Annotated in this window: 19 protein-coding genes; 9 read left to right on the top strand and 10 right to left on the bottom strand. The window is 67.4% G+C overall.

Annotation, left to right across the window (positions count from 1 at the left end; genetic code table 11):
- Positions 1–1,212 carry a glycerate kinase gene (locus ABRP28_RS15885; protein ID WP_350004211.1) on the top strand — a complete coding sequence of 404 codons (1,212 nt, stop codon included), beginning with the start codon at positions 1–3 and terminating at the stop codon, positions 1,210–1,212.
- On the opposite strand, the gene ABRP28_RS15880 is transcribed toward ABRP28_RS15885, so the two are convergent.
- The 6 genes from ABRP28_RS15880 to ABRP28_RS15855 all read right to left on the bottom strand — a co-directional run bounded on the left by ABRP28_RS15880 (position 1,180) and on the right by ABRP28_RS15855 (position 10,579).
- Positions 1,180–2,145, bottom strand: a complete 966-nt coding sequence (locus tag ABRP28_RS15880) for a nucleoside hydrolase (protein ID WP_350004210.1) — start codon at positions 2,143–2,145, stop codon at positions 1,180–1,182. The two genes, ABRP28_RS15885 and ABRP28_RS15880, sit on opposite strands and share 33 nt — an antisense overlap.
- A gap of 38 nt (positions 2,146–2,183) precedes the next feature.
- Positions 2,184–3,083: a helix-turn-helix domain-containing protein gene (locus tag ABRP28_RS15875; protein WP_374152868.1), complete on the bottom strand. Its 900-nt coding sequence runs from the start codon at positions 3,081–3,083 to the stop codon at positions 2,184–2,186.
- Positions 3,084–3,104: 21 nt separating this feature from the next.
- Entirely contained in the window at positions 3,105–5,453 is a 2,349-nt protein-coding gene (locus tag ABRP28_RS15870; RefSeq protein ID WP_350004208.1) for a beta-galactosidase, read from the bottom strand.
- 10 nt (positions 5,454–5,463) lie between these two features.
- The gene (locus ABRP28_RS15865) at positions 5,464–6,801 is read right to left on the bottom strand and encodes a cellulase-like family protein (protein WP_350004207.1); all 1,338 of its coding nucleotides are present in this window, start codon (positions 6,799–6,801) and stop codon (positions 5,464–5,466) included.
- On the bottom strand, positions 6,798–10,094 hold the full coding sequence (locus ABRP28_RS15860) for a DUF5107 domain-containing protein (RefSeq protein ID WP_350004206.1): 3,297 nt from the start codon (positions 10,092–10,094) through the stop codon (positions 6,798–6,800). The genes ABRP28_RS15865 and ABRP28_RS15860 overlap by 4 nt, the downstream gene beginning before the upstream one ends.
- Positions 10,095–10,192: 98 nt before the next feature.
- Positions 10,193–10,579 carry a hypothetical protein gene (locus ABRP28_RS15855; protein ID WP_350004205.1) on the bottom strand — a complete coding sequence of 129 codons (387 nt, stop codon included), beginning with the start codon at positions 10,577–10,579 and terminating at the stop codon, positions 10,193–10,195.
- Positions 10,580–10,878: 299 nt separating this feature from the next.
- Here ABRP28_RS15855 and ABRP28_RS15850 point away from each other — a divergent pair, with 299 nt between their 5' ends.
- The 4 genes from ABRP28_RS15850 (at position 10,879) to ABRP28_RS15835 (ending at position 14,782) form a co-directional block, all read left to right on the top strand.
- Positions 10,879–11,286: a helix-turn-helix transcriptional regulator gene (locus tag ABRP28_RS15850; protein WP_374152983.1), complete on the top strand. Its 408-nt coding sequence runs from the start codon at positions 10,879–10,881 to the stop codon at positions 11,284–11,286.
- Entirely contained in the window at positions 11,283–11,705 is a 423-nt protein-coding gene (locus ABRP28_RS15845; RefSeq protein ID WP_188810535.1) for a VOC family protein, read from the top strand. The genes ABRP28_RS15850 and ABRP28_RS15845 overlap by 4 nt, the downstream gene beginning before the upstream one ends.
- Positions 11,706–11,797: 92 nt before the next feature.
- The gene (locus ABRP28_RS15840) at positions 11,798–14,188 is read left to right on the top strand and encodes an excinuclease ABC subunit UvrA (RefSeq protein WP_350004203.1); all 2,391 of its coding nucleotides are present in this window, start codon (positions 11,798–11,800) and stop codon (positions 14,186–14,188) included.
- A 21-nt stretch (positions 14,189–14,209) separates the two neighbouring features.
- Complete coding sequence (locus tag ABRP28_RS15835; protein WP_350004202.1) at positions 14,210–14,782, top strand: MOSC domain-containing protein; 573 nt, start codon at positions 14,210–14,212, stop codon at positions 14,780–14,782.
- Here the strand turns inward: ABRP28_RS15835 and ABRP28_RS15830 are convergent, their stop codons facing one another.
- Complete coding sequence (locus tag ABRP28_RS15830) at positions 14,783–15,961, bottom strand: MFS transporter (RefSeq protein WP_350004201.1); 1,179 nt, start codon at positions 15,959–15,961, stop codon at positions 14,783–14,785.
- Complete coding sequence (locus ABRP28_RS15825) at positions 15,958–16,614, bottom strand: GntR family transcriptional regulator (protein ID WP_350004200.1); 657 nt, start codon at positions 16,612–16,614, stop codon at positions 15,958–15,960. The genes ABRP28_RS15830 and ABRP28_RS15825 overlap by 4 nt, the downstream gene beginning before the upstream one ends.
- A gap of 63 nt (positions 16,615–16,677) precedes the next feature.
- On the opposite strand from ABRP28_RS15825, the gene ABRP28_RS15820 reads away from it, so the two are divergent.
- Both ABRP28_RS15820 and ABRP28_RS15815 read left to right on the top strand, forming a co-directional pair.
- Positions 16,678–17,256, top strand: a complete 579-nt coding sequence (locus ABRP28_RS15820) for an SDR family NAD(P)-dependent oxidoreductase (RefSeq protein WP_374152867.1) — start codon at positions 16,678–16,680, stop codon at positions 17,254–17,256.
- Positions 17,183–17,392, top strand: coding sequence for a hypothetical protein (locus ABRP28_RS15815; protein ID WP_374152866.1), 210 nt, complete (start codon positions 17,183–17,185; stop codon positions 17,390–17,392). The genes ABRP28_RS15820 and ABRP28_RS15815 overlap by 74 nt, the downstream gene beginning before the upstream one ends.
- A 60-nt stretch (positions 17,393–17,452) precedes the next feature.
- Here ABRP28_RS15815 and ABRP28_RS15810 read toward each other — a convergent pair whose 3' ends face one another.
- Positions 17,453–17,743 (bottom strand): hypothetical protein, encoded by a 291-nt coding sequence (locus ABRP28_RS15810; protein ID WP_350004199.1) that lies wholly within the window; start codon positions 17,741–17,743, stop codon positions 17,453–17,455.
- Between the two features lie 154 nt (positions 17,744–17,897).
- Between ABRP28_RS15810 and ABRP28_RS15805 the strand changes: the two genes are divergently transcribed.
- Complete coding sequence (locus ABRP28_RS15805; protein WP_350004198.1) at positions 17,898–18,164, top strand: DUF3072 domain-containing protein; 267 nt, start codon at positions 17,898–17,900, stop codon at positions 18,162–18,164.
- 60 nt (positions 18,165–18,224) lie between these two features.
- On the opposite strand, the gene ABRP28_RS15800 is transcribed toward ABRP28_RS15805, so the two are convergent.
- Positions 18,225–18,434, bottom strand: coding sequence for a hypothetical protein (locus ABRP28_RS15800; protein ID WP_350004197.1), 210 nt, complete (start codon positions 18,432–18,434; stop codon positions 18,225–18,227).
- Between the two features lie 305 nt (positions 18,435–18,739).
- On the opposite strand from ABRP28_RS15800, the gene ABRP28_RS15795 reads away from it, so the two are divergent.
- Complete coding sequence (locus ABRP28_RS15795; RefSeq protein WP_350004196.1) at positions 18,740–20,089, top strand: glycosyltransferase family 87 protein; 1,350 nt, start codon at positions 18,740–18,742, stop codon at positions 20,087–20,089.
- Positions 20,090–20,118: the final 29 nt, after the last annotated feature.

Below are 20,118 nucleotides of genomic sequence, written 5' to 3'. Positions count from 1 at the left end.
ATGACGCAGACCACCGCCCCGAAAACCGTTCGGGCGCTCATCGCGCCGGACAAATTCAAAGGCAGCCTCACCGCCGGCGAAGTGGCGGACGCCCTGGCGGCAGGGCTCCGCGCCGCAACCGGACCCGGGTCGGTCCACTGCGAGCTCCTTCCACTCGCAGACGGAGGTGACGGCAGTGTTGACGCGGCCGTCGCCTCCGGCTTTGCCCGGCGGGCCTGCACGGTGGCCGGGCCCACCGGACAGCCGGTCCAGGCAAGCATCGCGTTCGACGGCGTCACGGCAGTTGTGGAGGTGGCCAACACCTGCGGCCTTGGGCAGCTTCCGGGCGGAAAGCCCGAGCCGCTGAAGGCCTCAAGCCGCGGTTTCGGAGAGGCCGTCCTGTTCGCGCTGAGCCTGAACCCGGCCCGGATCGTCATGGCCCTCGGCGGCAGCGCCAGCACTGACGGGGGCATGGGCATGCTCACGGCGCTGGGCTACAGCTTCCTGGACGCTGAAGGCCGGGAACTCCCCGGCAACGGCAGCGCCCTGGGCCACATCCACGAAGTGCAGCGGACTCCGCTGCCCTTACTGGCCGGCACCGAACTCATCGTCGCCAGCGATGTCCACAATCCCCTGCTCGGAATCCACGGTGCTCCCGCAATCTTCGGACCCCAAAAGGGCGCCGGGCCGGAGGACGTGGCAACACTCGACAAGGGGCTCGCGCACTATGTCAGCAAGATGGCCGAAGCCGGGCTTGCCGGCGCCGCAGCAATGGCAGAAAACGAGGGCGCAGGCAGCGCCGGCGGCATCGGCTACGCCTGCCTGCTGCTGGGCGCCACCCAGGTCTCCGGCGCCGGCTACTTCCTGGATCTGCTGGACTTCAACGCACGCAAGGAAACCTGCGACGTCGTCATCACCGGCGAAGGCAGCATCGACGAACAAACCTTGGCCGGGAAGCTGCCAGCCGCCGTCGCCCGGCGTTCCGGCCCCAGGCCCATCATCGCCGTCGCCGGCCGCTCACTCCTCCCGAGGGAGCGGTGGTCCGAGATGCCCCTGGCGCGGGTCTACACCTTGACCGAGTACACGGACCAGGACTCCTCCAAAGACCCCGGCCTTTCGGCTGCCCTCCTCCGGAGGATCGGGCAGGACATCGGCGAACGCCTCCTTCGCTCACCTGCGGCCGATGAAAGAAGCACATCCTCAGTGACCGCTGCCATCCCTGCACCCCGCTAATTTGCTGAACATGTCCTGGAACATGAGCCGGGTATCGATGCGGGTGCAGACCCGGATGGGGCGCGGCACGCGGACCGCCTGCTCTGCATAGCCCCCCGAATCGGTGATGAACGGGGTGGGGCGCACCCGATGCCCGGTGGAGGAAAAGTCGGGCTCCCACGGCGTTTGCAGTGATGCGAGCAGGACCAGGGGGTTGTCGCCCATGACGTGCGTCTCCCCCATCCGGTGGCCGTTCTGCTCATTGGCGGCAATGACCCGGCTGAGTGCATTGCCAAGGTAGCTGCCAAGTTCCCCGGCGGTTTCCATTGCCGCCGCAAGTTCGGCCATGGACACGATGCACTGCCGGTAGGCGTCCCTGGGCACCTGGATGATCGGGATCGCGGACTCGTTGAAGACTACCTGCGCGGCGGGGATGTCGATGTTGATGTTGTACTCCGGGCCCTCTGCGAAGGGAGGAGCATCCGGTCCTTCAGGGTATTCCTCCCCGCCGATCCAGATCGCGGTTAGCCTGGATTCAATGCTGGGGTCGTGTTTCCAGGCTGCGGCGAGTTCTGTGAGTCCGCCTCCAAAGGTGGCCAGAAGAGGCAGCGTGGGATCCCCATGGATTGCCTCGTGGACAATCAGGGCAGCGGCGTCGGACAACTCCCCCGCTTCGAGGCTGCCCAGGGCTGTGTTTGATCCTTTTGCCACCGTGATGTCCGGGCGGCCCAACAGCGCGAGAAGACCAGCTGCGATTTCCGCTGCGTTGTCCGCCTGCCGGTCGGATGGGTCGAAAAAGTCGCCGGGCGCAAGGTGCGATCCGATCACACCGCGAATGTCGGCGGACGGCGAAAGGACCTGGTGGGCCAACGCAAAGAGATCATCAGGATCTCCGGAGAAGTCGTTGTCAACGATGACTCGGTGACGGGGTTTCACATCAGGCGTCCACGCCATGGGGATTCCTCATTTCTCTGGGTTGAATGGTGGCCGCCTCACCCCTTCCGGTCCGCCCGGTACGCGCTGGGGCTTACCCCGTGCAGACGGCGGAACTGGCGGGAGAAGTAGAACTGGTCGGAGAGCCCGATCTCCCGTCCCACCTCCGCAATCGTCAGGTCTGTTGTGTCGAGCAGGAGCCTGGCCCGTGCCATCTTCAGGGCCGTGTGGTGGGCCAGCACTCCGCCTCCCGTCGCCTCCCGGAACAGCTTGCTCAAGTGCGACGGCGAAACACCCACCACCCTGGCCAGGTCCGGCAGGCGGATGGCGCCGTCCACCCGGTCCTCGAGGAATTTCATGGCCTGCTGCAGCGGCGTTCCCTGTTCCGGGAGGCGGCGGTCCACCGCCAGGGTGGCCAGCAGCTTCCAGGCCATCCCGGCCGTAGCCACCAGGCGGGCCGGTGACTGGTCCTGCTCCAGGGCAGTAATGATCTCGTCCAGCATGGCGGTCAGCCGGTCCACGGCCACCAGCGGGATGATGGGCCGGCCGGCGCGGACCTCGGATTCTTCAACAAGTTCGGCAACATCGGAGCCGCGGATGTGGCACCACCAGATGGTCCAGGGGTCCTCAGCAGAGGCACCGTAGGCATGCGCCTCACCGGTGTTGCCGGGAAGCACGACGGCGGTTGCCTTGCCTACGTCGTAACGGTTACCGCCGGTTTCCACCCACCCCGCCCCCGCGACGCAGAGGATGACAATGGTTTCGTCCGCGCCCTGGGGCCGGTACCGCCCATGCTCCCCGGCGGCGGGAAAAACGCCGGCGTCGGTCACCACCAGCCGGCGCGTGACGGGACGTTCCAGCGCGTCACGGACCAGGGGCCGGGGAACCACCACCAGGCGCTGGTTCGGAAACCCCGTTGCCCGCTCCACCCCGCACTCCTTCCGCCACGAAGTGTCCATGCTATGGCACAACTCTGCAGCTCAGGCGGGCTCCTCCGACCACCTGGCCCACTGGAGGAGATCCAGGCTGTCCAGCGAAACCAGGTCACCGGCAACCGCGTCCCGCCGGCGCTGCGCCTCGGCCGGCAGCCCAACCTGCGCATCCTTGGCGAGCGGCAGGATCTGGAGCCGGACGTCCGAGCCCGGGCGTATCCCGGCGTCGTTGGTTTCGATAATCCAGGGGGAACCGTCCCAGAACCTGTCCCCCACTACCGTCCCGTCAACCACCAGGCAGGCCACGTCCCCGGCCCAGGCAACCTCCAGTTCCGTGTGCTCCCCGGACAGTACCGTCGCGCCCAGATCCACCGCATAAACGGCGGCCAGGTCATCGATGGAAGAGCCGGTGGGTGCGGCAGCGCGGCCGGCGAGGGAGCCGAAGGACGCCGGGACCGGCTTCGCGGCGCGGATCCGCTCGGCAGGCAGCGTCCGGCGAAGGGGTTCAGGCTTCGTTCTGCCGATCCGCACGTTCTCGAACCCACCGGCCGCTGCGGAGTAGCGCCGGACAGCGGGTTCCCCCTGCGACCTGCCGGCCAGGCGGCCGTCCGCACCAACCCAGAGCGGGTCTGCGGACAGGAGCAGCTGCCGCCCGTGCGGAGTCTCCAACGCCCACGCCTGGTCAGCCAGGTGGGAGGGCAGGACCAGGATAGCCAGGGAGCCTTCGGGCGAGCTCGTCGTCAGGGTCACGGGGTGGGCCGCGTCGATGGCGTACACGTTGTCATCCAGCGCGGTTGCCGGACCGTCCAGAACGGTTCCTTCCGGCAGGCACAGCTGCGGCACTATCCCTTCCTCGGCAGCGAGGACCAGCGTGGGCGCACCGTCCGGGTCCAGCAGTGTAAAGGCCGACGCCGTTGCCCAGCGAAGGCGGACACCTGCCACTTCCAGATTTACTGGCAAGCGCGCGATGGTTCCGGCAGGAATGGTGAGGCCCCCGCGCGAAAAAATGAGTGTTTCCCCGTCCAGGAGGAGCCTGAACTGGGCTCCCGGGTAATCCGGCAGGGGAATGTGCGGCTGGTGCCAGGTGACGAACAGGAACCCGGACCGGCCGTCCGATCGCATGGCCCAGCGCAGCGTCTCCCTGTCATCAATGCTTGCAGGAAGGTTGTCCGGCAAGGTGGACGGCATAGGGGCAAGCCGGGCACCGAAAGCCGCCAGGAAGGCGTGCTGCTTCCGCAGTTCGGCGAAGCCCGGCGCCAGCCTTCCGGCCGCACCAATGGGCGCGTGGAAGTCATAGTCAAACACCGGAAGATCGTTGGGGTAGCCCGTTGCCTGCGATTCCTGCAGACCGCCGGGCGGATTCGTTCCGCCCGTGAACATGTAATAACCCTGCCACCCGGAGCCGCTACCGATCTTGTTGTTGGCAACCGCCGCAACATCCTTGCCGCTCGGCCACGGCCGCCGCTGGTAGGCCGTTGCCATGCCGCCGGTGAGTTCGCAGGTTGCCGGGGGATACAGCGTGGACGGGGAACGGGATGGTGCCGCGCCGTTGCCCGAGAAGTGTTCACGCAGGTCCGCGCCGATCCCGGGGTCATCCCACTCGTGGCTGAAGAAGTAATGCTCCCGGAAGGTGGGGTCCCACGGGGCGTCGGCATCAACCCAAAAACCGTCGCCGTAGCCACCGAACACCGGCATGACGTCATCCTCCGGGATGTCGGCGGCGCCCCAGGCCGTGGCCGTCCAAATTGGTGCGCTCAGCCCTGCTGCCCTGGCCAGCTTCTTGAGCTCCGTGATGTGCCGCGGCTGGTCGTAGAGCTCATTTTCCAGCTGGATGCCGATGACGTTGCTGTCCGGGCCGCTGAGGCCGTCCAGCTCGGTGCCAACGCGGTTGAACCAGCGCTCCACCATGGCCAGGTAGGCGGGGTCATTGGTCCGGTGTGCCACCGGCGCCGCCTGCACCCAGTCCGGGAAGCCGCCGTTGCGGACCTCGCCGTGGCACCAGGGGCCCAGCCGCAGCACCACGTCCAGGCCAACGTCAGCGCAGAGCCGGACAAACGCGGCAACGTCGAGGTTGCCGTCAAAGCATGCCTCGCCCTCGGCCGGCTCGTGATGGATCCAGAAGACGTAGCACGCCACCACGGTGATACCGCCGGCCTTCATCAGCCGCAGCCGCTCTTCCCAGCGGGACCGGGGCAGGCGGCTGTAGTGCAGCTCCCCGGAGACCGGCACCGCAGGGACGCCGTCGTGTTCCATGTACTGGCTGGTGAGCCGCCACCTTTTGTGGCGGTCCTCTGTGTTGCTCATGGGCGGGAACTGCAGTGCCAGCTCGTGCGGCCGGTGGGCGGCGCTGAGCACCCCGGCGCTGGGCATCCCAACGGTCCCTTGTTCGTTCTGCATGGAGATTCTTTCAGCTAGTGGGGGCGGTAAGGATGAGGCGGTTCATGCGGAGTTGCCACGCTTCGTCAGCCCACATCGGGTGGTGCGGCGCCGCGTTGGAACACAGCACCATCCCCCACACCCCGTTGTCGAGCGCTGCCCCGATGCCGCGTTCGGCGAGGTCGCGCCCGATCGGTCCCTCCTCGAACTTGCCGTGCAGGGGCGTGTAACCGATCCATCCTTCACCGACGACGGCCGGGACGTTCTTCCAGCGCGCCCAGGCGGCGATGGCAATGACCCGGGATTCGATTTCCCGCCGCATGACCTCCCTGAACTCGCCAAACCTGTTGTAGAGCCAGGTGTCCCACGCCTCCGGATCAATCCAGTCGTAGCCGTAGAACATCTGGTCCGTGACAACTGTTGCCCGGTATTTCCACTCGGCCAGCCGTCCGTACTCTGCCACAGAGGATGCCCCGGGCCGCAGCAGGGCGGCAAGGTCAGGGTTGGGAAAGGCGGGGTTGGGAAAGCCGGCGCCGCCCTCGGACCTGATATCGATCTGCTGCTGGAGGGCATCCAGCACGCCGTAGCTGTAGACGTGGAACTGGGCTGCTCCCAGTCCGTCCGGGACGGTGTGCATGGCCAGGTGGGGAGGTTTGCCATAGCTTGCGGTGACCAGAAGGTCGGGGTGGAGTTCCCGGAGGCGCTCCAGCTGTTCGGCGCCGCCTTCCGCGAGCGCGGGCAGGATAGAGAAGTCCACCTCGTTATGCAGTTCCACCATGGCGATCCGGTCCCGATGGCCCGCAGTTGTCGGCCCGCCGATGAGCCGGTCCCACGCGTCCGCAAGGACCTTGTACCTGTCCTGCAGCGGGACGGCGTCGATCGCCTCGAACCATCGCGGGGAACGGGCGAAGGCCGGTGACTGCTGGTACTCCCAGCTGGCGAGGATGACAACCAGGCCGTGGCGGGCGGCGGCGTCGAAGAGTTCCAGCAGCCGCTCGCGCAGGTTGAGGCGGTAGCCGCCGGGAGCGTCGTACCAGCGGGTGCCGCGGCCGTAGAAGCCGCCGTCCGGCGCGGTTCCGAGCCCCTCGATCTCCAAGTCAGCGGCAAGGTCGTCGAGGCCGAGCGCCCCGAAAAGGAGCAGCGGCGCGGCGCAGATGCGGATGGTGTTGTACCCCAGCTGTGCCGCCTTCGCGCAGGCAGCATCCAGGCTGGCGTACGGGCCGCCTTCTTCAGCCCGCGTGTACCAGGAGAAGTCCCAGAGGCTGATGGTCAGCCGGGAGGGAAGGTGCGACGGCGGCGCTCCCGTCAGGGATGCAGCGCTGCCGCGTTCCATGGTTCCGGAGCCGAGGTATCTCGGTGCGTCGGTCAAGAGTGTGCCTTTTCTATGAGGTGGGAGCGGCCTTCTGCGGCCAGCCTGCGCAGCAGTGCCGCCGTTTCAAGGCGGGCTCCGGCCGTGTCAGTGCTGAACAGCAGGAGTTCGGGCAGGGAGGTTGCAAAGTAGTCAGGCACTGCGGGAGCGGTTTCCAGTTCATCGGCGCCGGCATCGAGTCGCCGCCAGATCCGTTCGGCGTCAGCGTGCCTGCCAAGCCTGCTGCAGGCAACACCTTTCCAGTACTCAGCGGGGCCGGCCGGAGCGGGGCCGGCGGCAAGCGGGGAGCCTTCCCGGCAGGCATGGTTCCATGCCCCGGCTGCCGCATCAGCGTCCCCGGCCCGGGTGAGGGCGTCCCCCAGCGCCACCAGCCGCTCGGCCAGGCTCCCGGCAGGGTGCCGCCCTTCGCCCAGGTTCGCCGGTGCCTCCATGCCTTCGCGCAGGAGGGCGGCGGCCGCCGTCGGACTCTGCTCAGTAAGCGCGCCCGCAACCGCCAGGGACGCCCGGTCATAGGCCGCCAGGGCCAGTCCTTCGCCGCCCTCAAACGGCTGGAAGTTGCGGGTGGCCATGATGCCCAGGGCTTCGTCCGCCCGGCCGGCGTCAACCAGCAGGTTGGCATACAGAACGGTCAGGTCGTCGCGCCGGAACACAGCGGAGCCGTGCCTTTCCAGGTCGTCGATGCGCTCCTTGACTGGCACGCCCCGGAGGCCGGCCAGGACGGCACGCTCGAACACCAGCCGGGCATCATCCGGACTCAGCTCCAGGGCACGCTCAAAGAAGGAGTCCGCAGCTGCCGCGTCCCCACCGGTGTTGATGTGGGCGATCGCGGCGTTCCGCCAGACCACGGGGTCCTCCGACCCGTTGGCCATGGAGGCCTGCAGGTGGGCAAGCGCTTCCGTGGTGCGCCCCGCGTCCAGCAGCCAGCAGCCCAGCAGTCCGTGCGCCACCGCGTCCTTGGGATAAGCCTGGAGGACGCGCTGCAACGCGTCATAGTGGTCCAGTCCATAGGGGAAGGCATAGGTGGTGTCGCTCCGCCGGGCAGCCGCCCGTTCCCGCGACGCCGCTTCCGGGTCCAGCAGCTCGTCCAGCCAGCCGGCACGGAGGTAGCGGCGGAGGGGCTCCGGGTTGCCGAACCCCTTGTCGCCGGACCGGGCCGGCTGCTCCGTCAGGTCCAGGGCAAGCTGCCACTGGCCCGCGCTGGCCAGCCAGCACGCCACGGTCAGCGGTGTCTTGGGGTCCGAAACGTCAAGGGAGCCGTCCAGCGCCAGGGCCACCGGGTCCAGCGGGTCGGCCTTGAGGATGCCCTGCAGCAGGCGTGCGGCCTCGTCCCCGCGACCCATCTGGCGCAGCGCAAGGCAGAGCAGATGCTTGGCCGCAGGGCTGGCCGGGTCCAGTCCCAGGGCCGCTTCGGCCTGCCGGAGGGCCTCAGCTGGCTGCCCCGACCGGAGGGCCAGGCGCGCCATCGCAAGGCGGGCCGGATGCGCCCAGGCCCTGTCCCAGGCGGCTTTCGCAAAGTGTTCGGCAGCCCTGTCCGGTTGACCGGTCCGTTCCAGCACCAAGCCAAGCCGATAGCTGGCCTCGCCGCTGGGCGGATTCAGGTTTCGGCGGGTCAGCCGGGCCAGTGCGTTTTCCAGCAGCCTCCGCGCTTCCGAGTACTGGCCGGTGGCGTATTTCGCTGCACCAAGCGCGATGGACGCGCGTGAATCGTGGGGATCCCGCCGGAGCATCTCCTCGAAATAGGGCAGGGGCGACCTTGTGGGGTGCCGGTTCTGGGCCAGGTGTGTGGCGGTGACGTAGAGCTCGTCCTGGCTTTCGATCTCCGCCGGCCGGCCAGGCTCGGTAGCCACCCACGGCTCCTCCCCGGCACCGCCGGCCCGGGCCGGGGACCATGACAACAGCTCCGCTCCCCCGTCAAGGACCCGGAGGGTGAGGTCAGCAGCCTCAACCGGGCCATCAAGCCCGCACGCTTCCGTGAAGGGGTGGGCCGGGGAGATCCGGGTATTCCAGGACCGGATGGCCTGCCCGCGGTGTTGAAGCACCACCGTGGCATTGGCCCGGTCCGCCGTGCTGGAGACACCCACTGCGGCGTTGCGTCCGGCGTCGTCCAGCTCGAGTGAGACGGCGACGTCGAGGTTCGCCTGGTGCGCCGGGCCGATCTTGCGGATCGGGAACCAGAACTCGCTGAAGGTGCGGGTCTCGCCGGGGGCGAGGTAGCTGAAGTCGGGCTGGTTGTCCGTGAAGACGCCGGACATCAGCTCAACGTAAGGGCCGTCGTCGTCCGTTAAGTGTGCGTCCCATGCCTTGCCCACCGGACCGTTGCCCCACGTCCACTGCTTCTTGCCCGGGGAGATGCCGCGGTCCGCCCAGTGGACGAACCCGGCTCCCGCCTTATGGTCGTAGCCGCCGAAGAAGCTGTCCTTGGTGTCGGTGACCATGTAGGAGGTGGGGACCGGAATGTTGGCATAGAAGTCGATGCGGTCCGCATCCGGACGGTCTTCCCCTGCCAGGGCGGGATAGTCCACGCCGTAGTAGGGGCGGTCCGCGCGCGGAAAAGCCGTGACGGCCCGGCGGGCATGGTCCGCCACGTAGCGGACATCCGCCGGGAAGAACGACTGGTACTTTTCGTGGACGCGGGCAGCGGCGTTCGCCCACCAAAGGAAAGTCTGCGGCACGTCCGTGCAGTTGTAGAGCCGGGCCTCCACCTCGATCAGCGAACTGCCCGGGCGGAGGCGGACACCGTGGGTCCCCCGCATCCGCTGCAGGGGGTCAAGGTCGCTGTGCCACACCACCACCGCCCCGTCAGCGCCGCGTTCGATGGATGTTTCCACGGGAAGGAACGTTGCCGGGCGGTGGTGCTGGGGCCAGTTGAACTCCACGCCCCCGGAGATCCAGGGCCCGGCAAGGCCCACCAGCCCCGGCTTGATCACGTTGTTCCGGTAGAAGAAGTCGTACCCGGCCGTCTTGTCGAAGCCGATGTGGATGCGGCCTCCGATTTCCGGCAGCAGCATGAGCCTCAGGTATTCGTTCTCCAGATGGGTTGCCTGCCAAAGCCGGGGTTCCTTCGAGCCGGCGATGCTGTCAATGAACGGCATGGGGTAGACCTTGCCGCTGGACCCCTGGTACACGCGGCGGTCCAGGAACATCGGGTACCGGTCCGGCACGCCGGGAGCGTAGGTGTCGATGGAGACCGGCTCGCTCCAGCAGGCAACACCTCCGGCCTCCAGGACAGCCCGCTGGTCCGGCGGCGCATCGGGCAGATGAATCTGGCTCTTGAAGTGGTTGGCGTCCGTCACCACTTCAGGCTATGGACAAACGCCGCGGCTGCCCATGGCAGAAAAGTGCAACTATATGGACGATCTTCTTCGAGTGCCCACCGGGATCATGTGACGGTTCAGTGCGCCAGCCGCTGCCCGTCAGCCATGGCAGGCATGGAGACCACTGGCATGGAACCGGTGAGAACCTCGATGACGGCCATCTGGCCCGTGGAGTCCGGGACACCCGGGAACTGGACCTGCGGATCCGCGGCCACTACCGGCGGGGTGCTTTCGGAGCGCATGCGGACAAGCGCGACGGCGGAGATGAGGAACCAGGCCACGTTCGTCACCACGGAAGGCCAGGCCCCGTGGAAGGTGCCGTTGATGATGAAGGCGACGGCGCCCACAAGATTCGCGGTCTGGAAGCCTTTGCCGGCCTTCAGCCAGCCCATGGAAACGGCCAGGTATGCACTGAGAATTGCAGCCGCGCCGGCCCAGCCGGCGGTTTCCCACAGCAGTTCCATGGGGTCCTTTCAAGGTGCTGCCCGCGCAGTATTCGGGCAGGGTCTTTGACAGTGGTGAAAAGGGTTTGGTTTCGCCGGATGCCACTGCTCAAATGAACGGACATCATCCAGCACTGCGTTGACTCGAGCCCTGTTCGGGCGAGGACCTCATGCCGGCCGGCGGCACAATCATACCCCGCTGAAAAGGGCCGTTTTACACAGCAGCTGCGCCGTCAAAAGTCTGGACAACTCCCCCGCCAGGGAGCACCATCTGAAAGGTGACTACCAGCCCCGCCACCAGCCCCTACCTGTGCGAGCTGATGCTCCTGCGCCGGGTCAAGGACAGGATCGACCGGGAGTACGCGCAGCCCCTCGACGTCGAAGCACTGGCCCGCGGTGTCCACATGTCCGCTGGCCACCTCAGCCGCCGCTTCAAGGCCGCGTACCAGGAATCGCCCTACAGCTACCTCATGACCCGGCGCATCGAACGGGCCATGGCGCTGCTGCGCCGAGGTGACCTTTCCGTCACGGAGGTGTGCTTCGCCGTCGGCTGTTCCTCGCTGGGCACCTTCAGCACCCGCTTCAGTGAGCTGGTGGGCATGCCGCCCAGCGTCTACAAGCAGGAGGCAAAAGGCACGACGGCGGGCATCCCCGCCTGCGTGGCGAAACAGGTCACCAGACCGGTCAGGAATCGAGAAGCGCCCGCTCCGGAGCCGCAACTAGCATGACTGCCATGGACAACATCACCATTTCCTCAACCTTTCTTCCGCACACCGATCCCGACGCTTCCCTGGCGTTCTACCGCGACGCGCTCGGCTTTGAGGTCCGCAACGATGTGGGGCGCGGCACCATGCGCTGGATCACCGTCGGCCCCGCGGGCCAGCCCGGCGTTTCCATCGTCCTGCACCCGCCGGGCGTGGACCCGGGCATCACCGATGACGAGCGCCGCACCATCGCCGAGATGATGGCCAAGGGCACCTACGCCACCGTGATCCTCTCCGCCCCGGACGTCGACGCCGCCTTCGCCAAGGTTGAGGCGAGCGGGGCCGACGTGGTGCAGGAACCGGTGGACCAGCCCTACGGCATCCGCGACTGCGCCTTCCGCGACCCCGCCGGGAACACCGTACGGATCAACCAGCAGGCCTAGGCTGATACCAACGACGGCGGCCCGCGGCTGGCGCACGCGGCTTCCGGTCAGCGCAGCCCAACAGACAGTGCAGCCCAACAGATGGAGACCCGATGAGCACGGACACCGGTACCGACACCCAGGCCAGCGGGCTGCACGTCGCCGACACGCACGACCTGATCCGCGTGCAGGGCGCGCGGGAGAACAACCTCAAGAACATCAACGTCGAACTGCCCAAGCGCCGGCTAACCGTGTTCACCGGGGTCTCCGGCTCGGGCAAGAGCTCGCTGGTGTTCGCCACCATCGCTGCCGAGTCGCAGCGGATGATCAACGAGACCTACAGCGCGTTCGTCCAGGGCTTTATGCCGAACCTCGCCCGCCCCGAGGTGGACTTCCTGGAAGGCCTGACGACCGCGATCATCGTGGACCAGGAGCGCATGGGCGCCAACCCGCGGTCCACGGTGGGCACCGCCACCGATGCCAACGCCATGCTCCGCATCCTCTTCAGCCGTCTGGGCACGCCGTACGCCGGCCCGCCCACGGCATTCTCCTTCAACGTCCCCACCCGCAAGGCCAGCGGCGTCATGTCCACGGACAAGGGCGGGCGGGTGGAGAAGTCGGTGGTCAACCACGCCGTGTACCTCGGCGGCATGTGCCCGCGCTGCGAGGGCATGGGCAACGTCAGCGACATTGACCGCACCGCACTGTACGACGACGCCAAGTCCCTGAACGAGGGAGCGCTGACAGTTCCGGGGTACTCCATGGACGGGTGGTACGGGCGATTGTTCGAGGGCATGGGCCTGTCGATGGACAAACCCATCGCCAAGTTCACCGCCAAGCAACTGGACACCATGCTCTACGCGGAGCCCACCAAGATCAAGGTGGAGGGCATCAACCTGACCTTCGAGGGGATCATCCCCAAAATCCAGAAGTCCATGCTGTCCAAGGACCCGGAGGCCATGCAGCCGCACGTGCGCCGGTTCGTGGAGCGGGCCGTCACGTTCCAGACCTGCCCCGAGTGCAAGGGCACCCGGCTGACGCAGCAGGCCCTCTCCTCCAGGATCAACGGCAAGAACATCGCGGAACTGTGCCAGATGCAGATCAGCGACCTCGCCGGGTGGGTCCGGAACCTCAAGGACCCTTCCGTGGCTCCCCTGCTCAAAGGCCTCCAGCACCTGCTCGACTCCTTTTCGGATATCGGCCTCGGCTACCTCAGCCTGGACCGGCCGGCCGGCACCCTGTCCGGCGGCGAGGCCCAGCGCACCAAGATGATCCGGCACCTCGGCTCCTCGCTCACGGACGTCACCTATGTCTTCGACGAGCCCTCCATCGGCCTGCATCCGCACGACATCGAACGGATGAACCAGCTCCTGCTGCAGCTGCGGGACAAAGGCAACACCGTCCTGGTGGTGGAGCACAAGCCGGAGATGATCACCATCGCGGACCACGTCGTCGACCTCGGCCCCGGGGCCGGCACCAACGGCGGCGAGGTCTGCTTCGAGGGCACCGTGGAGGGCCTGCGGAGCAGCGACACCACCACGGGGCACCACCTGGAGGACCGCGCGGCCTTGAAGGAGTCCGTCCGGAAGGCGTCCGGAGCGCTCGAGGTCCGCGGCGCGTCCACGCACAACCTCCAAGACGTCGACGTCGATATTCCCCTGGGTGTCCTGACCGTCGTCACCGGGGTAGCCGGCTCCGGGAAGAGCTCCCTCATCCACGGTTCCGTGGCCAAGCGCGAGGGCGTGGTGGTGATCGACCAGGGCGCCATCCGCGGTTCGCGCCGCAGCAATCCGGCCACCTACACCGGGCTGCTGGAACCCATCCGCAAGACGTTCGCCAAGGTCAACGGGGTGAAGCCGGCACTGTTCAGCTCCAACTCCGAGGGCGCGTGCCCCACCTGCAACGGCGCGGGCGTCATCTTCACCGAGCTCGGCGTGATGGCCACCGTGGAGTCCCCGTGCGAGGACTGCGAGGGCCGCCGCTTCCAGGCAGCCGTGCTGGAATACACCGTGGGCGGGCAGAACATCGCCGAGGTGCTGGCCATGTCCGTGACCGAGGCCGCCGCGTTCTTTGCCGAGGGTGAGGCCAAGACACCGGCCGCGCGGACCATCCTGGCCCGGCTCGAGGACGTTGGCCTGGGCTACCTCAGCCTCGGCCAGCCGCTCACCACGCTGTCCGGCGGCGAGCGCCAGCGGCTCAAGCTCGCCACCCAGATGGCCGAGAAGGGCGACGTGTACGTCCTGGACGAGCCCACCACCGGCCTGCACCTGGCCGACGTGGAGAACCTGCTGGGCCTGCTGGACCGGCTGGTCGAGTCCGGCAAGTCCGTAATTGTGATCGAGCACCACCAGGCCGTGATGGCGCACGCGGACTGGATCATCGACCTCGGCCCGGGGGCGGGGCACGACGGCGGCCGGATCGTTTTCGAGGGAACGCCCGCTGAGCTGGTGGCCGGCTCCCCGACGCTCACCGGCAAGCACCTGGCCGCGTACGTGGGTGCCTGAATCCGTGCGTATGGTGGGGGCATGACGGAGGAGTACAGGTACGGCGTCGAAATCCTGCACCTGCTGGTGTCCCCCTCCCACGCCTACTTCGGCCGGGCGCGGGACGGGGCAGCAGATGTGCCCACCACGGATGCCGATGTTGCCGAGGTGGTGGCGGGCAAGGGCATCGTGGGCGACCGCTTCTTCGGCAAGGCGGCGCACATGGACGCCGCGGTGACCCTGTTCGCCGTCGAATCCCTGGAGGCCATCGCGACCGAGCTGGGCGCCGGCCCGTTCGATCCGCTGGCCACCCGGCGGAACGTGATCCTCCGCGGAGCCCACCTGGCCCCGCTGCTCAGCCAGGACTTCGTGCTCGAATCACGCGGTTCCCGGGTCCAGTTCTACGGCGGCAGGCCTGCCCACCCCTGCGCGTGGATGAATGAGGTGCTTGCCCCGGGAGCCCACCCGGCCATGCGGGGCCGCGGCGGTATCCGGTGCCGTGCCCTCTCAAGCGGAACGCTCCATCGCGGCCCGGCAGTGCTGGTCAGTCCCGTGCCGCTGGACCCGGAACAGGCGGGCATGCCAACGCTGCTCCGCCCGTCGCGGTTGCCGTAATCAGTCGTCCAGCCGCACACCCCGGAGGAGCAGGAGCGTCCCGCCCACTGCAGCCGCGGACGCCAGGAAAACCCCCATCGCGCCAACGCCTGCCGCTGCCACACCGATAACACTGGGAAGCACCACCTGGCCCACCCGGTTCCCGGCGAGCCGGAGGGCAAGGGCACGGCCTCGCTGCCCGGCGGGTGCCTGCGCCGAGAGCCAGGACATGGTGAGGGGCTGGCCAATGCCAAGGCCCAGTCCGAGCACGGCCATGACCGCAAAGAGCAGCAGCACCGGCATGGGAACCGCCATGGCGGCCAAAGCGACGGTGGACAGCGCCAGGCTGGCCACGAGGAGCCGCTTGCGCCCCAGCTTCCGTGATACCTGCCCCAGCAGGATGCGGGACACCATTGAGAACACGGCGCGGACGGCGAGCAGGGCGCCCACTGTTGCCGCCGTGAGCCCCCGTTCGGAGCCAAGCACCGGAAGGTAGACCATGGTCAGGTCCACCACGGCAAGGACAGTGGCGCTGGTGGCCAGGGCCCGCGCCACGCCGGGAGTCTTCAGCAGCGAGGCCACATTGCCTTTGCCGCTGTTCGCCGGGGCTGCCGTTGCCTTCCTGGCGCTGACACTTGCGGAGATGCCGAAGGTGGTCAGCAGGAGCACCAGGCCCATGCAGGCCGAGAGGAGGAAGATCGCCTGGGTGTCGGGGCGGACGGCCGCGCCTCCCACCAGGGAGATGGCCAATGGCCCCACGGCCTGCCCAAGGGAGGCAGCGAAGGTGAGGTAGCCGAAGGCGGAATCCATCCGGGAGGCAGCCGCGTTGTTGGCCACCACCGCCTGTTGCCCAACCACGCAGGTCAGCTGGCCGACGCCCAGGAGGGCGGTTCCGATGATCAGTGCAGCAATTGACGAACCCCACAGCAGCAGGAACAAGGCGCTGGCCAGTACGACGGCGGCTCCGGCCGCCATGAGGCGGCGTTCACCCAGGCGGTCCACCAGGGCGCCCGTGGGGACGGCGAGCAGCAGCGGGAAGACGGCGTAGCTCGCCGCCAGCAGCCCCAGGGCAAAACCGGGAACGTCCAGTTCCAGCGCGCGGTAGGTGGCAGCGGGCCGCAGCAGGAAAGTCAGGGCCTGGATCAGTGTGGAATGGACCAGGAGGGCTGCAGTGGACCGGCGGCCCAGTTCGCCGATCATGCAGGGTTGCCGGACATGGCCCGCACCGCCGCGTCGCGGGCACCCATGACGTGGTCGAACGCGATCCTTGCGGCCCGGTCCGGGCTGCCGGCGGCCACGGCCGCCACCAGGGTCCGGTGCTGGGCAAGGGCCTGGTCCCGCCGCTCCTGGGTGCTGTTGGTGAAGTGCCGGTACCGCTCCATCTGGTTTGATATCTGGTCATGGAACCGCCGCGCCCACGCATTGCCAGCGATCGCGGCGATTTTCCCGTGCAGCGACATCCCCTGCTTCATCGCCTCATCCGCGAAGCCCACCATGGCAGCGTTGCGCTCAAGGATGCCCTCGAGTGCGTCGATGTCAGCCAGCGTGGCTTTTAGGCAGGCATTGCGCGCCATCAGCGATTCCATGGCCGCGCGGACTTCATACAGCTCGGATATTTCCGCCTCGTCCAGGGCGGGCACCAGCACGCCGCCGGTCCGTTGCTGTTCCAGGAGGCTCTCCGAGATCAGCCGCCTGATGGCTTCCCTCAGCGGCGTGCGGCTCACCTGCAGCGCAGAGGCCATGGCGGGTTCGTAGACGCGTTCCCCCGGCTTCAGCTCCAGGCTGATGATCTGCCGCTTCAGCTCGGCATAGACGAAATCCGCCCCTGTATTGCGGGTGGTTGCACCAGACATGTCGTTACCTCCTCGGCTACTCTAGCCTTTGCTGCATACTTGTATACAACTCGAGGAGGACCAGTGGCGCGCATCCTTATCACCGGCTCCGCGGACGGGCTGGGACGGTACACAGCCGAAACGCTTCTGCAGGAGGGTCACCGCGTCGTCGTGCATGCCCGCAGTGCGAAACGCCTGGCTTCCGCCCAGGAACTGCTGGACCGCGGTGCGGACGGCGTTGTTGGCGACCTGGCGGACATGGACCAGGTCCGCGATATCGCCCGCCCAGGTGAACCGGCTGGGCCAGATGGACGCCGTCATCCACAACGCCGGGGTGCTCCACGGCCCGGACATTTTCCAGGTCAACGTCGCCGCCCCCTACCTCCTCACCGCAATCATGCAACGGCCGCGGCGGCGAATATATGTCAGCAGCGGCATGCATCGCGGCGGCCACGCACACATCCAAAACCACGCCCAGGTGACCTATTCGGACAGCAAGCTCTACCTCACGGCCCTGGCAGCCGCCGTCGCGCGTTTGTGGCCGGACGTCCTCAGCAACGCCGTCGATCCCGGCTGGGTGCCCACCAGGATGGGCGGCGCACGCGCGCCGGACGACCTCCGGCTCGGCCACCGCACGCAGGAATGGCTGGCCGCCAGCGATGACCCGGAGGCCCTGACCAGCGGCGGCTACTGGTACCACCAGCACCGGGAAAAGCCACACCCCGCCGTCCGCGATGAGCGGTTCCAGAACGAACTCCTGGACCACCTGGCCGGCGTGACCGGCGAGCGCCTGGGCTGATCCAACAAGGACACAACAAGCCCGCCGGGCAGGCCTCAGTAGAGGGCGTAGCTGGTACCGCTAACTGGCTTCCGCGCGCTGAAGTCCGCCGGCAGCCAGGAGTGCATCCAGCTGAGCGGACTGATGAGCCTGGAAGGCCTTCTCGGCGCTTGCGTTCGTGCTGGCGAGAAGCGGTATGTCGATGCTCGCGTTACAGCCCCGGCAGCGGATCTCGTCCGTCCACACCCAGCTGTACGCCGCGTGCCGTTCCCGCACCCTCTGCATCGCTGAGGTGATTGCTTCCGTCTTGGCCGCAAAGTGCGCTGCGTCCTCATTGCTGAGGCTTGTACCAATCTCGATGTCGATGCTCATCGTGCCTCTTCCGTCGTCCCCGATGGTGCTGTCGACAGTAGTGGGCGTTGCACCGGGAAGGAACGACCTGAAGGTCACGGTTGCCTAACCCTTCACACCGCCCTGCCGGCTCACGGAACTGCGGAATGTCAGCGCCGGACCCTAGACTCTCTGCATGGACAACAACAAAGAACAGGAAACACTCGGCAGCCCCACACCGGAACCGGACGCAGGCCTGGACCGGGACCCGGAAGACTGGGTGACCGGTGATGAACCCATGACGGCAGCGCAGCGGAGCTACCTGGATACGCTGGCCCGTGAAGCAGGGGAAGAACTGCCGGCTGACCTCAGCAAGGCGGAGGCGTCCAAGCACATTGACCGGCTGCAGCAGCGTAGCGGAAGGGTCTCCGGAAACGGTTCCGGCACACCCGCAGACAGCTAAGGCTCCGGTTCCCGACGGCCCCTCGAACTAGAGGCGCCGTCGAGCTAGGGCCGTCCTGGACTACCAGGCCTGCTGTTCGCGCGTCAGTCCGAAGGGAACAGCCTCGCTGAGTGCCACGGTGAACTTGTCCACGCCGTGCCGTGTCACCAGGATGCCGTGGCGCTTCTCGGCGAGCGCGTGGGCCTTGGCGGCGGTGACGGCGGCATCGAGCTCGCTGTCCATGCTTGCGCGGTCGGCAACGGTCAGGGTCAAGGGGAAGTCAGCGGTCATGGGTGGGGCCTTAGTTTTTTAGGGGTGGGAGACGCGCCTTTCACTCCCCCAAGCTGCCGGCGCGGCAGGGCATCCTACTGCCCACCTCATGATGCCCCAGCATCGGCCCGCCAGCAACTTGAAAAATCAAGTAACAAAGAACCGCAGGTCAGCGCTCTGCGCTTCGCGGTGCAGGCGCAGCAATTACGGCCGTTTCGGGCTGGTCAATTACAGTTGGTGGGGAGTGGAAGCTGTTTTTGAACGCCTCCAATGCCCCCGGAGAAGCCTCCCGGCAAGACCCGTGCACCACTGCGCAACACACGGCTGTGCAACGACCTGATAAGGATCCCGCCATCTCTACGGACGCTTTCTTCGGCAGACTCACCCGGATCCGCAACGCCGTCCTCCCCGCGCCCGCCCGGGCCCGGCTCAACAGCGGCCGCGGGCTGCTGGGCGGTTTCATCGTGGTGCACCTGGTCTTCCTGGTCTTCGCGGCCTCGCTATCGCTTCGCGGGGAGGCCTTCAGCGATACCTTCATTTACCGCGACTGGGCCATTGCAGGGTTCAACGACGCAAACCTCACCGGCGGGCCCAGCCCCTGGGTCTACCCGATCCTGGCGCTCATCCCGATGGCCATCGCAGGCATCGCCGGCCCAGGACCCTTCTTTTTCCTGTGGGTCCTCATGACCACGGTCCTGAACGGCTGGGCGCTGCTGAAACTCACCAACCGCGGCCGTGACCGCCAGGCCATCCCCGCCGGCTGGTGGTGGCTGGTGTTCACCTTCCTCATGGGCTGGCTGGGATTCGCCCGCGTGGACGGCCTCACCGCCCCGCTGGTCCTGGTGGCCCTTGCGTATGGCGTCGGCCGGCCGTTCATCGCATCCGTCCTGCTGGCCATCGGCACCTGGGTGAAGGTCTGGCCCGCGGCCGTCATGTTGGCCCTGTTCGCCGTCGTCAAAAACCGTGTCCTGGTGGTGCTCGCCGGACTTGCGACGACGGCAGGGGTGGTTGCGCTGGCCGCTGCGGTGGGCAGCGTCCCCAAGCTTCTGAACTTCCTCACCCAGCAGGGTGACCGCGGCATGCAGCTGGAGGCCACCTTCACCACGCCGTGGCTCTGGCTGTCCGTCCTGAACATCGGCGACTCCCGCATGTACATGAACACGGACATCAACTCCATGCAGGTGGACGGCCCCGGAACGGCAGTGATGTCAGTACTGATGCAGCCCCTCCTGATCCTGGCCGCACTGCTGGTGGCCGGCCTGACCTTCTGGGCACTGCACAACGGGAAGCAGCACAAGGGCCAGCTCAACGGCGGCGTGGACCGCACCGAGCTGCTCCTCGCCGGGGCCCTGACCCTGGCCACCGCGTTCGTGGTGTTCAACAAGGTGGGATCGCCGCAGTTCATGGTGTGGCTCGCGCCGGCCGTCGCCGTCGGCCTCGCCCACAGCTGGCGCGACTGGCGGGTACCGGCCGCCATGCTGATCGTCATCGCCGTGGCAACGTACTTCATCTACCCCCTGTTCTACGACGCCCTCAGCCACAACAACCCGTGGATGGCCCTGGTGCTCACCATCCGCAACGTCCTCCTGGTGGTCCTGTTCATCTGGAGCGTCCGGCGCCTGTACCTGTTGGGCAAGAAGGCTCCCGCAGCCGCCCCCGCGCTCAAGGAGTCCTAAGATTTCCACGAGGTTCTTTGACCGCCTGG

The sequence above is a fragment of the Pseudarthrobacter sp. WHRI 8279 genome, from assembly GCF_040224115.2.
Lineage (GTDB): Bacteria > Actinomycetota > Actinomycetes > Actinomycetales > Micrococcaceae > Arthrobacter.
The sequence above is the reverse complement of the archived record's forward strand: the minus strand, read 5'-3'. Positions and strand labels throughout refer to the sequence as shown.